The following is a 12,198-nucleotide window of genomic DNA, read 5'->3' as shown; positions in this document are numbered from 1 at the left end:
GGCAAGCTCCCTTTTTTGTTTCTGTCGAAAGCTGGCAACAGTGTACGTTGCCCTGACCATCTCCGGCTCAGGACTGCATCAGCGCTTCAAGACGGGCAAATATCCGCTGCCAGTGCGGCTGCTGCATGATCTCCAGCCAGGCTCCATCACAAAAACGCTCCGAACGGGCAAAGCCGGTTAACAGGCAGCGGAGCTGCCCCAGGCTGGCCTGTTCAAGGTGTTCCAGCACCTCCCATACCTCAATACGTTCATAGTTTACATCCAGCCATGGCGGCTCACACAGGCTGTGCATGAAATCAGAAACTGCCTGCGGATAAGCTGGCGCGTATGAGGAAGTATCGGCCTTTGAAAGTGCGGCCAGCGCGAGCGTGTAGCGCTTTTTCAGGCTTTGAATATCAGTCAGTGTCATTGGGTATATCTGTGCGGAGAAAAATGGTATTTTATCAAATCATTTCCCAGATGCTACTCAGATAAGCTTATTACTCCTGCCCCTGACTTTTCAGGCTGACCAGCGCATCCCACCAGTCATAAAGATACAGAGCCAGATAAACCGGGATAAGTGCCCAAATCAGCGGATCATCAAGCACTTCATAGGTAGTCCCCACCGCGGCAATCGCCAGAATCATCAGTTCAGTAATCCCAACAAACAGCAGCACTTTGGTGGCATGAGCAAGGTAGCGCTGCCACGGTTCGCTGAGGGTGGTTTTCTGATAGGTGGCCTCAAATACGCCAACAATCGCCGCCGCCATTAACAGCCCGACCACTGACAGGATCGGCGACTGGTTGCTGCGCTCCATCCCCTGCATAAAATTCATGGTGTGGGTGAGCAATACCGGCAACACCAGACACAGCAAAAAAAGCTGTTTTAACGCAACTTCAAAGTAAAACTGGCTTCCTTTCATTCTTTCCCCTGAGGTTCTTCATACACAATCTGTCCCTGCAGTACCGTCATCACCACCCTGGCTGACGGGATCTGCTCCGCTTCCAGCATGGTAATGTCTTTATCCAGTATTGCAAAATCTGCAGATTTCCCCACTTCCAGTGAGCCGGTCAGCTTATCCAGCCCAAGGCTGGCCGCCGCGTCAATGGTATACGCCCTGATGGCCGAATTAAGATCCGGCAGACCGGTTTTGCCCATGATCAAACTGTTCGCAATGCCCACCAGCGGATTAATACCATGCACATTCCAGTCACTGCTGAGAGTCACATTGGCACCGGTGTCAGATATCGCTTTCAGGTTCATCAGCGCCCGGGTCCGGCGGGCACCGAGAAACGCTTCTGCCCACTGGTGGTCGTGATAGGCAATGTAATCAGAACCTACCTGGAAATCTGCAGTCACATCCAGCTTTGCAAAACGGGGAACATCTTTGGAGTTCACCAGCTCAACGTGGGTCAGGGTGTAAGGCCGTTTTGAGCCCTGTTTTCGCATCTGCTCGATAGCGTTCAGGGACTCCCTTATCGCCCCATCACCGATGGCGTGAATATGAGCACTGTAGCCAATGTCATCAAGCGCGTTCAGCCAGACAGGCATCGCCTTTGGCGGAATATAGTTGATCCCATAAGGTTGGTCCGGGATGTAAGTATCCAGGTACGGAGCGAGCAGTTTTGCCGTGCCATTGATAAAAATCCCGTCACTGTACATTTTGACCTGGTCGACCACCAGCAACCGATCACGATCAGCAGACTGAATGCCGCGCAGATAAGCGAGCTGTGGCTCCATCGCATCTGCCGGATAAATCCATGGACGGACAGACACCCTTGCTGTCAGGTCACCGTCTTTCTCCGCAGCCTGCCAGACATCAAACCAGCCCCGCTTCCAGTATAGGCGGCCATCACCAATGGTCGTGATGCCATGCCTGGCCGCTTCTTCCAGCCCGGCCATCAGACCATCATAGCTGCGGGCAAACTTTCTGCGGGTACTGTTCCAGGCCTGCTCCAACACGATATCACCGGCATTATCGAGCAAAATACCTGTCAGCCTGCCACTCTGTTCATCTTTTAGGATAACGCCGCCCTGCGGGTCCGGGGTGTCTGCATCGATTCCCGCTTTGGCCAGCGCCACCGAGTTGACCCACATGGAATGAGAAGTCTGTTCCATCAGAACCACAGGCTGATCAGGAAAAACAGAATCAAGCACTTCCAGCGGGGTGCGTTCATTATCCTCAGCGAGCACTGAATCAATAGAAAAACCATAACCGGTAACCCACTGACCCCGGGTTGCATCCGTGCGGCAGGCTTTCAGGTAAGGGAGCTGGTCTTCCAGGCTGCCGTGCATACTGAGCTCACAGTCTCCGCCTATCCCTGAGGCAGCTTCAAACACGTGATTATGGTTATCGACAAAACCCGGCATAATAAACGCCCGCTTCATATCCAGGGTTTGGGTATATTTTGAGTAATATCGCTCTGTTTCCGCTTTGCGACCGATAAACAGGATCTTTCCATCAGCAACCGCGATGGTGTCAGCGTCGCTGTGACCGTAGATCCCGGCGTTGGTATACACAGTATCCGCAATGGCGGTATGGCCTGCTGCAGACATCATCAGCCCGGCCAGGCAAATCAGAAAGTGAGCATTTTTCATAGCTGAAGGTCCTTAACGACAGCGCCGTTTCCAGGCTCTGGAGATGTAATCAAGTATAGATGGGGACAGCATTCAGGGCTAAGCTCCGCCCAACACTACCTGCGCTGACAGGTCGTACACCCCCGGCAGGCAGAGCGGGTATGTTTATCCAGCCTGCCGCGTTGTATTTTGCAGTAGGCATTCTTCAGCGCCCGGCGGGCAGAAAACCAGTCATCCGGCTTTTGCATGATCAGATACCCGTTAAAGGTTTTCACCAGCGGCAGCCGGTACTCTTCGATAAAACGACTGTCATACTCAATTTCAAAGTAATCCAGCGCCTGCTCGATGGAGGTGAAAGTTGCGATTTTTTGCCGGATGTCGTTTTGGGTCATAAGGGCTGAAATATGGTCTTTCCTGAAGAAAAAATAGCATGCCTGCAGATGATATGAAAAGGCCCGGAGAGAAACCGGGCCTGTAATACCATTTCAGCGGTCAGTCAGGTCAGAACTGCGCTTTAATCCAGATCATACGGTGATCAGAAGAAACATCTTTGCCGTTGCCGTACTTACCGATGCGCTTATCGTTCATCAGTTTACGGCCAGGCTGCTCAGCTCCAGGCCAGTACACGCCGGTGTCCACCACTTCAATGTTGGCTGAAGGCATGGCGTAATCCACCCCAAGGCCGAAAGTTGATGTAATACGTGCCGGTTTCGGGTGTTTGCTGTTCTTCTCTGCTGCATGCTCTGCAGCACCCTGGCTGGTTGGGTACAGGTCACCGTTCATTACTGTCTGGTTCAGCAACGGATCGCTGTGCAGCGCCTGCATTACAGTGCTTTCACCATCACCATCCACCGGGTCAAGGTTCAGGTCACCCATGATGACGAACTTCGAGCCCTTATCCAGACCGCCTTTTGCGCCCTTGTCATCATAGAAGTACGCTTTGTCCTGCACATAATCATGCCAGAACTGCACTTCTGCGGCGTTTTGTGCCTTGTTCTTACCCACATCAAACGCCGGAGGAGTCGGGTGAGACATCAGCAGGTGAACCACCTGGTCGCCGTTTTCTGACGGGATGATCACTGGCGCGTCTACGTGGTTTTTTGATGACAGACGTACTTCGTTCCACTCGTCAGCGCTGTACCAGTTGTCACCACACTTCATTCCAGCCGGGATTTTTTTCGGGTTACCACAGATGGTGATTTGCGGGATCTGCGCGCCTTCCATATCTTTCCACTTAAAGGTCTGGAATGTACGGGTATTATCGCGGTCAATCTCGTATTTGGACATCAGAGCGAATGCGTACTGACCATGGTAAAAACCAAAACCCCACGCATCGCCTGGCAGGCGATTACCATCGGAACCGTTATTGTCGAGATCCAACCCGCTTACCAGGCCGGTATTGGTGGAGTAGGACTCAAAGAACGGATACTCAATCGGCTCAAGCTCCGCCTTGCCACCTGCGCCTTCAATGCTCTGTGCAACAGACAGGTAGTTCTTCTGAAAGCCGGTCATCGCCGCTTTGTTCTGACCTGTCCCGTCATTGTTAAACTCCGCCATCATCAGTACATCCGGACGGTTTTTCTGAATCACAGCCGCTACATTTCGGATCTGAATGACCTTCTCCGCCGTAACTTTGTCTTCCGGAGCAATCGTCTTGTTCAGATAAGCCGTCACCAGCTCCGTCTGGCGGGCTGGTTCAATCTGCATTTCACGCACCAGGTCTTCAAACGATGCCCGGTCAAACGAGAGATTGTATGTCGCGATTTTTACTTCTTGTTTCACATCGTTACCTGATTCAGGTGCGCTGTTACAACCAGCCAGCAGGGCTGCACTGATCATAATGGCAAGAGGAGTTTTGAATTTTTTCATTATCAGTCCGGTGCCTTTGTTTGATTTCGCCGTCATTATTAATCAGAGCCAAACCAAATAGATACGACAAAACTCACATTTGCTGTCCGGATGATGCAATTGTATACATTCGTATAGTGAGCCCTGACTGACAGATTCCGCTTTCAACACCTTTAGTATACATGGAGTTCATGATCAAAACGGACTCAGATGGTTCAGGAGCAGCCCTGCTCACCATGGCGTAGTGGCTTTTTTGAACCCCGCGCACAAATCACCATAATAAACAGCCTGTTAAGACGTAAAATTTCTGAAACACAAACGTCATCACAGCGTCATTGTCGAACAGACATAATAATTCCAAACGAACGCTCGAACGAACACCAATTAATCAACCGATAATTCATTCGAGCACAATCGAAACCATAATGGGATTAATAACAATGAAGATCGTCCAAACTCTCCCCCTTCTGGCTCTGGCCTGCTCTTCCCTCTCTTTTGCTGATCCTCTGGTCATTGCTCACCGCGGTGCGTCCGGTTACCTCCCTGAGCATACGCTTGAAGCCAAAGCCCTGGCGTACGCCATGAAGCCCGACTACATCGAGCAGGATGTGGTAATGACCAAAGACGACCGCCTGGTAGTGCTGCATGACCACTACCTGGACCGCGTCACCGATGTGGCAGAGCGCTACCCGGACCGTGCCCGAAAAGATGGCCGTTACTACGCGATTGACTTTACTCTGGCTGAAATCAAAACCCTGAAAGTAACCGAGGGCTTTAACCTGGACGAAAATGGCAATAAGACCGCCGGTTTCCCCGACCGCTTCCCGATGTGGAAATCCTCTTTTGAAGTACCAACCCTCGAAGAAGAAATTGAACTGATCCAGGGTCTGAACCACACCCTGGGGTACGACATCGGTATCTATCCAGAAATCAAAGCGCCATGGTTCCACCGCCATGAAGGCAAAGACATTTCCAAAGCGGTACTGAAAGTCCTGAAAGATTACGGTTACACCACCAAATCCGATAAGGTTTACCTGCAGTGTTTTGACCCAATTGAACTGGAACGCATCCACGATGAACTGCTGCCGGCAATGAAAATGGATCTGAACCTGGTTCAGCTGATGGCTTATACCGACTGGAACGAGACCATGGTCTATCAGGGAGATAAGGCAACCCCTTACGCTTACGACTGGATGTTTGAGCCGGAAGGCATGCAAAAAGTAGCCCGCTACGCTGACGGGATCGGCCCGTGGAAACCAATGCTGGTTGACGATGCATCGACCAAAGACAACATCATCATCAAGCCACTGATGAAACACGCCAAAGCGGCCGGCCTTGTGGTTCACCCTTATACCTTCCGTGCAGACAAAGGCCGCATCGCGCCGTATGCAGAAAACTTCAACGGCATGCTGGACGTGTTCTACAACCAGGTGAAAGTAGACGGCCTGTTTACTGATTTTCCGGATAAAGCAGTGAGTTTTGTTCAAAAGCAGCACTGATTTCTGAGTTAACTGTGTGCCCGCCGGGAAGCCACCAGGCGGGCACATTCATATAATGAATCTCTCTCCCACACCTGATTAAGTGCACACCTCTTACCACCATACAGATCCGGATGAAAACCTTTGCGCAAACGATTAAGTTGCAAAAAGGCACTCATACAGAACATCTTCCCGCTCAATCTGCCATTTACAGCATTTTCAGATCTATTAACAATTTCCACATTTACAAAGTAATATGTCGTACATAAAATGCACGCGAAAAGTTTGATAACACATCAAACCACATTGAAAATTAAATGAGATGCAGTGATGAAAAACCTTACTATCCCTACCCTGATGGCTGTGATGGCCGCAACTTCTGCAAACGCAGCTTTCCTGGAAAGTGGTGTTGAGTACGAAGCATTCGCAAAAGACTTCGCTACAAAAAATGACAATGCCCTGCCATACCTGGCGGTTGGCTTTAATCCAGTTGCAGACCTGCCACTGACCTTTGCTTTCAAGCACAGTGACAAGCAGATGAAAGACCGCTCTGTACCTGCAGACCGCGCTCGTCAGGAGTACATGGTAAGCTACAAACACAGCGTAAACGAAGACTTCGTTATCGCACCTATGTTTGCTATCCGTCACAACCACTACGAAGGCAGCACCCACGACACTGAGTGGCGCTTCCACCCGAACATGTCTTACAAGCTGGATGACACCTTTACTCTGGCACTGGACGGTTTCGTTGCTCCGGTTACGCGTGTAAATCACACTGACAAGCGCAACTACTCTGACTTCAAACACGAGCTGGACTTCCGTGCAAATATCACACTAAATGATACTCAAAGCGCACGCATCTCGTTCTACAACGAAGCAAACAAAAAAGAAGGCGCGCCAGGTAAAGGCGATGCCAAAGCTAACGAATGGCAGCTGCGCCTGATGTTCACCCAACAGCTGAACGACTTCTCTCTGACTCCTTACGCACGTATCGACCTTGACCGTAAGTTCGAAGTAGAGCCGGCAGATGCAGAAAAACTGCTGCGCCACCGTGTTGGTCTGCTGGGTTCATACAAGCTGCAGCAAAACCTGGATCTGGTTTACGATGTGAACTACCAGGTAGAGCAGTCTAAAGCGAGCGAGTCTAAGTACGACAAGAACCGTATGTTCTACAAGCTGGCTATCAAATACAGCTTCTAAGCCATCGCTTTTCTGCAACGCATTCTGATTGAAAACAAAGGCCTGGCATTTTTGCCAGGCCTTTTGTTGTTGAAGGACTATATCTTTTCAGTGTCTGCCGTTACCGGTACAACTGATACTCGCTCTTCAGCCCTTTGATCAGGCTGATGCACATCAAAAGCAGCACGAAACTGAACGGCAGCGCCGTCGCCACCACGCCGGACTGCAGCGCCTGCAGCGCCTGAGAGCCGCCAACCCACAGCATCACGGCAGCAATCGCCCCTTCTACGCTGGCCCAGAAAATTCTCTGTGGCACCGGTACATCCACCTTACCACCGGCGGTAATACTGTCGATCACCAGAGAACCTGAATCTGAAGAGGTCACAAAGAAGATCAGCACCAGTACAATCGACAGCACCGAAATGACATTACCAAACGGCAGTTGCTCGTAAACATGGAACAGAGTCAGTGAAATATCGGTCAGGCCATTGGCACCCAGTTCACCCACTTTGTTGGCTACCTGGTCCAGTGCGATTCCGCCGAACACCGCCATCCAGACCATGGTCAGCAGGGTTGGTACAAATACCACTGCGGTCAGAAACTCACGTACGGTACGTCCTTTGGACACGCGGGCGATAAACATACCTACAAATGGTGACCAGGAGATCCACCAGGCCCAGTAGAATACTGTCCAGCCGTGCATCCAGGTCTGATCATCACGGCCATGTGGCATACTCAGCGCAATCACATTTTCGATATAAGCCATAAAGGTAGCAGGAAGCGATTCCGCAACCACATCCAGGCTGACAGCGATGATAAACACCAGAAGACCAAACGCGAAGGCCATGTTGATGTTACTCAGCAGCTTTACGCCACCATCAAGCCCACGCACGACCGACAGGATAGCCACAAAGGTCACAAAGGCGATCACCACCATCTGCATACCGATGCCGCCATTCAGGCCAAACACATAGTTGATGCCAGATGTTGCCTGCTGCGCGCCCAGACCCAGCGATGTTGCCAGACCAAACAGGGTCGCCAGTACCGCCATAATATCAATGACGTGGCCCAGCCAGCCCCAGGCTTTATCACCGAATACCGGATAAAACACGGAACGGATAGAAAGCGGCAGGCCTTTGTTGAATGCAAAGAACGCCAGTGAAAGAGCAACGATGGCGTAAATCGCCCAACCGTGAATACCCCAGTGGAAAATGGTTGCGCCCATGGCAAGGGATCGGGCCTGCTCTGTGTTCGGCTCTACATTGAATGGCGTTCCCCACCAGTCGGTGTAATAGGCGGTAGGCTCAGCCACACCCCAGAACAAAAGGCCAATCCCCATACCTGCGGCAAACAGCATCGCCAGCCAGGAGAGCATGGAATGTTCGGCCACTGCCTCCTTTCCGCCAAGGCGTACCTTACCAAGAGGCGACAGGATCAGCGCAATCGCGAACAGAACGAAGAAGTTGGTTGCCCACATAAAAAAGGCATCAAACTGTTCCAAAATGCCGTTTTTAAGTGAGTTCAGCGCCTGATTGGCGGTGGCCGGGTCCACCAGCATCAAAATGGTTAAGAAAAGCAGAATAAGCCCGGCACTGATACCGAAAACCGGGTTATGAACATCAAAACCCCACTTCTGTACGTTGTCCTGACCTACCTGATAGTCCGTCGTGTCTATACTGTATTTCTTTAGTGCATCTTCCATAAATACTACTCAATTTTATTTCGCCCTCAAAGAATCAGCCAGCCTGTAAAAGCGCCATGATGCCCTGAGAAAACCACAAAAGATTAGTACACTAACCTTCAAAGGGGGCGAATATTAGCAAGAAACACCCAACAAGATCAAATCACACCACATTCAGACATGTTTACGGGCTTCCATGCACACAATAAAACCACCTAAATACATCGAGCACGAAACAATACAACCCTAAGCATTTTCCGCTTCGCAAACTTCACGCTCAGGCTACGCCAGCAAAGCGATTGCAGACATTACCAGGGTGACCATTGCCGGGATACCGTCAGTCCATTTATCAAACCGAAAATGGAAAAACAGCGCCCCCACCGAAGTCGCGGCCAGAACACCGGCACCTGCGAGTAACAGCAGATCATTTTGGGAGATCAACAGATAGCCTGCCAGGCTAAGTGCCCCTGTCAGCTCTGTCAGGCCAACCAAAAACATCAGACTCCGGTTAAGTCCGTATTTATGGAAAAACGCCAGTTGAGTTTCGAAGATGGTTTTCTGCCAGCCGAGCAGTTTGACCGAACTGGCAAACAGGAAAAACACCATCAGAATTATTACCGTAACTTGCTGCATAACACTCTCTCCTCTGAAATCTGAATCCATTTAAACATTCCCATAAACACCAATAAATGCTATTAATCGACTAACTACCATTCCAAGCAGGAATGCAAAATGGACAAATATCAGAGCATCCGGCTATTCATCCGAAGCGCCAGACTGGGGAGTTTTACCGCTACCGCAGACGAACAAGACCTGACTCAAAGTGCCGTCAGCAAGAAGATTGCCTGGCTGGAACAAAACGTCGGCTTTCGCCTGTTTCACCGTAATAACCGCAGGATCCAGCTGACTCAGCAGGGCAAGGTATACCTGAATTATTGTGAGCGCATGCTTGAGGAGATGAACCACACCGAAAGCACCCTGAAGAAAGAGCGCCATGACGTCAGCGGAGAGCTGAAACTCTCTCTGCCAAGCGCAATGGCCACAGAGCTTCTGGCAGAGCCCATCAGCACCTTTATGTCTCTTCATCCAGAGGTCAGCATCCACGTTTCCGTCACTGACCGCAAAGCAGACCTGATTGAAGATGATGTGGATATTGCGATCCGGGCGGCAGTGCTTGAAGACTCCGGCTATAAGGCCAGGTTTATATTCAATAATCAGGCAATCTGCTTTGCCGCCAGATCCTGGCTGGAGCAAAATGGCAAACCGGAACAGGCAGAAGATCTCGCAAACCACGCCTGCCTTTGCTACTCACTGATCACCCCATCTGATATATGGCAGCTAAGCATACCGGGCGATGAGCCTGTGCGGGTAAAAGTCGGACAACGCTTTAAAAGCGACAGCCCGGAAATGCTGCTGAAAATGGCGCGTCTCGGCCAGGGGATCGCCATGCTGCCGGAATGGATGGCCAGGCCATGGCTGGAGAGCGGCGAGCTGGTCCAGATATTGGAGCAGTATCAAATGAAAGCGCTGCCAATGTACGCCGTATATAAAGCTGACGAGTACCAGCCGATGCGGATCCGTGCCTTTATCGACCATCTGGTGGCGCACTTTGAGAAGCAGCCTCCCACCCTTAAAATTTAAGATGACACAAACCGGACAATTTCTTCCTTGATTAGAATTTCAGCAGGTATATGATCCCCGCTCTGATTCATAAAACTATCATTAGAATGAAAACGTTTCTTTTTGCTTTGCTGCTTCCGGCCACGGTGGTAAACGCCTCGTCAGAGATGATGATGCAGGACCCATGTAAACTGCCGCTTAATCACCCCAACAGCCACCTGTGCGTTACCGGCCCGACAGGGTTTGAGTACAAGGAGTCCATCTGGGAGAAGGAGCAACAGGAAGAGAAATACGACCCTTTATTCCACGATAAAGGGCGCAAGCCATCAGACAAAGAGTGGTCGGAAATGGACATCACCGACAAGATGATGAACGAGAAACGCAACGACTGCGCCAAAAGAGACGAGCGCGACTGCATTGTGTTTGATAATGACTGAGCCAAATCAGTACCGCTAAAACGACCGACAAAATGAAATGCCCGCCGGTTAGTTCCCGGCGGGCATTGATTTAACTGCCAACTGCTACTTGGTATTCAGTGGCAGTGGGTAGAAACGGATTTGCACGTTATAGGCTTCGTTGTAGATGTCATACAACACATTGACGAAGTCATTAATGTTGAAAATCCACTCCCCGGTATATGTCCGGCAGTGCAGAGTTTCCACTGCGGCACCTTCGGTCAGACACATACCAAACTCATCAGTAGTGGTTTCATCGGCTACTTCACAGCTGTAAATGGTACCGTTGTACTCGATATCACCCAGGTCATATCCATCACCGGTAACATCTTTACAGCAGAAGTCTTTATCGGTACATACGTTGGTATTACCGTCGAGACAGTATTCATTATCATCCCAGTAGCAGACTTCTCCGCTGAAGGTGAACAGTCCGGTCAGGTTAGTCGCATTTTTTACGCCTTTACCTTTAGTTTCCGGATCCCAGCGCACCATCTCACATCCGTTATCATCACAGTTTTCGGGCAGCAATACCCCTTCATTATCAATAACACCAATCAACCAGACATCATCGGAAAGATCATCCGGTGTATTACCATCACCAATAATTGGAATTTCACGTCCCTCTACCATAAAACCAGGTCCGCCACCGGAAGTAGGTTTACCAAGAACCCGTCCGTATACAGCATACCCGTCTTTATCGGCTGGAATTCTGACAATGGCAGGATCACTGCCACCAAAACCGGTACAGGCATCGGTAACCTGCAATGTAGTCTCATCAAGATCAGCTACACTGCCTGATTTCTTACCCGGACCTTTGGCACCAGATTCCATCAGGATCTGCATCTTATCGTCACTTCCGTCAGGAAGTCCCCTTGGTGTATTGATCACATTTCCGTAAGCGCAGCGATACTCAATGCCAGCCTCAACCGGGCAATCACCAGGAAGGAACTCGTCCCCGACCGCCCAGGTTGGAGTGATAAGATCGTTCGGATCCAAATCAGTCACTTCAACCACTTCGATTTGGGTTACACACTGATAATCTGCTTTCTTACCATGGATCAACAAATTAAAATGTGGACCACTGGGAAAACCGTTCCCTAAGTACATACCGTCCTGATCAACCGGTTTCCCCGCCCAGCTGCCTGAAGCTACAAGTAGTGCGACCAAAGCAGCCATCCAGTATCCTGCTTTAAACATAATCAGCCCCCTTTTGCTGTTCGCCGCTCCTGCTTAAAGTATAGGTTTTCACCATCGGTGTATTAGATGATGTTTGAAGCAAAACAATGCACTTAGACCGTTTCGTTACAAGCTCATTTTATGGAATGGTATGTGCTGTTTTGCAACTAATCACACTACAAACCAGTGCTTACAAAAACTCGG

12 protein-coding genes are annotated in these 12,198 nt (G+C 50.3%); 4 read left to right on the top strand and 8 right to left on the bottom strand.

Features of this window, described 5'->3' with window-relative positions; all coding sequences use genetic code 11:
• Positions 1-67 precede the first annotated feature (67 nt).
• The 5 genes from ACVB80_RS07255 to ACVB80_RS07235 all read right to left on the bottom strand — a co-directional run bounded on the left by ACVB80_RS07255 (position 68) and on the right by ACVB80_RS07235 (position 4,426).
• Positions 68-409, bottom strand: a complete 342-nt coding sequence (locus ACVB80_RS07255; protein ID WP_481080612.1) for a DUF6508 domain-containing protein — start codon at positions 407-409, stop codon at positions 68-70.
• Between the two features lie 70 nt (positions 410-479).
• Positions 480-902, bottom strand: a complete 423-nt coding sequence (locus ACVB80_RS07250; RefSeq protein WP_481080611.1) for a hypothetical protein — start codon at positions 900-902, stop codon at positions 480-482.
• Complete coding sequence (locus tag ACVB80_RS07245; RefSeq protein WP_481080610.1) at positions 899-2,578, bottom strand: amidohydrolase; 1,680 nt, start codon at positions 2,576-2,578, stop codon at positions 899-901. Before ACVB80_RS07245 ends, ACVB80_RS07250 begins: the two co-directional genes overlap by 4 nt.
• A 95-nt stretch (positions 2,579-2,673) precedes the next feature.
• On the bottom strand, positions 2,674-2,949 hold the full coding sequence (locus ACVB80_RS07240) for a nitrogenase-stabilizing/protective protein NifW (RefSeq protein ID WP_481080609.1): 276 nt from the start codon (positions 2,947-2,949) through the stop codon (positions 2,674-2,676).
• A gap of 109 nt (positions 2,950-3,058) precedes the next feature.
• Positions 3,059-4,426 (bottom strand): endonuclease/exonuclease/phosphatase family protein, encoded by a 1,368-nt coding sequence (locus ACVB80_RS07235; RefSeq protein ID WP_481080608.1) that lies wholly within the window; start codon positions 4,424-4,426, stop codon positions 3,059-3,061.
• 419 nt (positions 4,427-4,845) lie between these two features.
• On the opposite strand from ACVB80_RS07235, the gene glpQ reads away from it, so the two are divergent.
• Both glpQ and ACVB80_RS07225 read left to right on the top strand, forming a co-directional pair.
• Complete coding sequence (gene glpQ, locus ACVB80_RS07230) at positions 4,846-5,904, top strand: glycerophosphodiester phosphodiesterase (RefSeq protein ID WP_481080607.1); 1,059 nt, start codon at positions 4,846-4,848, stop codon at positions 5,902-5,904.
• 309 nt (positions 5,905-6,213) lie between these two features.
• On the top strand, positions 6,214-7,083 hold the full coding sequence (locus tag ACVB80_RS07225) for an OmpG family monomeric porin (RefSeq protein WP_481080606.1): 870 nt from the start codon (positions 6,214-6,216) through the stop codon (positions 7,081-7,083).
• Between the two features lie 100 nt (positions 7,084-7,183).
• On the opposite strand, the gene ACVB80_RS07220 is transcribed toward ACVB80_RS07225, so the two are convergent.
• Positions 7,184-8,764 carry a BCCT family transporter gene (locus ACVB80_RS07220; RefSeq protein WP_481080605.1) on the bottom strand — a complete coding sequence of 527 codons (1,581 nt, stop codon included), beginning with the start codon at positions 8,762-8,764 and terminating at the stop codon, positions 7,184-7,186.
• A 261-nt stretch (positions 8,765-9,025) separates the two neighbouring features.
• A complete protein-coding gene (locus ACVB80_RS07215; RefSeq protein ID WP_481080604.1) occupies positions 9,026-9,376 on the bottom strand; it encodes a DoxX family protein in 351 nt (116 codons plus the stop codon).
• Between the two features lie 99 nt (positions 9,377-9,475).
• On the opposite strand from ACVB80_RS07215, the gene ACVB80_RS07210 reads away from it, so the two are divergent.
• Positions 9,476-10,384 carry a LysR family transcriptional regulator gene (locus ACVB80_RS07210; protein ID WP_481080603.1) on the top strand — a complete coding sequence of 303 codons (909 nt, stop codon included), beginning with the start codon at positions 9,476-9,478 and terminating at the stop codon, positions 10,382-10,384.
• Positions 10,385-10,470: 86 nt separating this feature from the next.
• Positions 10,471-10,800, top strand: coding sequence for a hypothetical protein (locus ACVB80_RS07205; RefSeq protein WP_481080602.1), 330 nt, complete (start codon positions 10,471-10,473; stop codon positions 10,798-10,800).
• Between the two features lie 84 nt (positions 10,801-10,884).
• Here ACVB80_RS07205 and ACVB80_RS07200 read toward each other — a convergent pair whose 3' ends face one another.
• Entirely contained in the window at positions 10,885-12,015 is a 1,131-nt protein-coding gene (locus ACVB80_RS07200; RefSeq protein ID WP_481080601.1) for a hypothetical protein, read from the bottom strand.
• Between the last annotated feature and the right edge of the window lie 183 nt (positions 12,016-12,198).

The organism is Vibrio sp. 9-16B-A1 (assembly GCF_056726165.1).
Note: the sequence above shows the minus strand (reverse complement) of the source record. Positions and strands in the feature narration are given on the sequence as shown.

What these genes read in the sequence shown, in the direction of transcription:
- glpQ (WP_481080607.1), top strand. Translation starts at nt 4,846, where the DNA reads ATGAAGATCGTCCAAACTCTCCCCCTTCTGGCTCTGGCCTGCTCTTCC.
- ACVB80_RS07255 (WP_481080612.1), bottom strand. Translation starts at nt 409, where the DNA reads ATGACACTGACTGATATTCAAAGCCTGAAAAAGCGCTACACGCTCGCG.
- ACVB80_RS07235 (WP_481080608.1), bottom strand. Translation starts at nt 4,426, where the DNA reads ATGAAAAAATTCAAAACTCCTCTTGCCATTATGATCAGTGCAGCCCTG.
- ACVB80_RS07250 (WP_481080611.1), bottom strand. Translation starts at nt 902, where the DNA reads ATGAAAGGAAGCCAGTTTTACTTTGAAGTTGCGTTAAAACAGCTTTTT.
- ACVB80_RS07245 (WP_481080610.1), bottom strand. Translation starts at nt 2,578, where the DNA reads ATGAAAAATGCTCACTTTCTGATTTGCCTGGCCGGGCTGATGATGTCT.
- ACVB80_RS07220 (WP_481080605.1), bottom strand. Translation starts at nt 8,764, where the DNA reads ATGGAAGATGCACTAAAGAAATACAGTATAGACACGACGGACTATCAG.
- ACVB80_RS07210 (WP_481080603.1), top strand. Translation starts at nt 9,476, where the DNA reads ATGGACAAATATCAGAGCATCCGGCTATTCATCCGAAGCGCCAGACTG.
- ACVB80_RS07205 (WP_481080602.1), top strand. Translation starts at nt 10,471, where the DNA reads ATGAAAACGTTTCTTTTTGCTTTGCTGCTTCCGGCCACGGTGGTAAAC.
- ACVB80_RS07215 (WP_481080604.1), bottom strand. Translation starts at nt 9,376, where the DNA reads ATGCAGCAAGTTACGGTAATAATTCTGATGGTGTTTTTCCTGTTTGCC.
- ACVB80_RS07240 (WP_481080609.1), bottom strand. Translation starts at nt 2,949, where the DNA reads ATGACCCAAAACGACATCCGGCAAAAAATCGCAACTTTCACCTCCATC.
- ACVB80_RS07225 (WP_481080606.1), top strand. Translation starts at nt 6,214, where the DNA reads ATGAAAAACCTTACTATCCCTACCCTGATGGCTGTGATGGCCGCAACT.
- ACVB80_RS07200 (WP_481080601.1), bottom strand. Translation starts at nt 12,015, where the DNA reads ATGTTTAAAGCAGGATACTGGATGGCTGCTTTGGTCGCACTACTTGTA.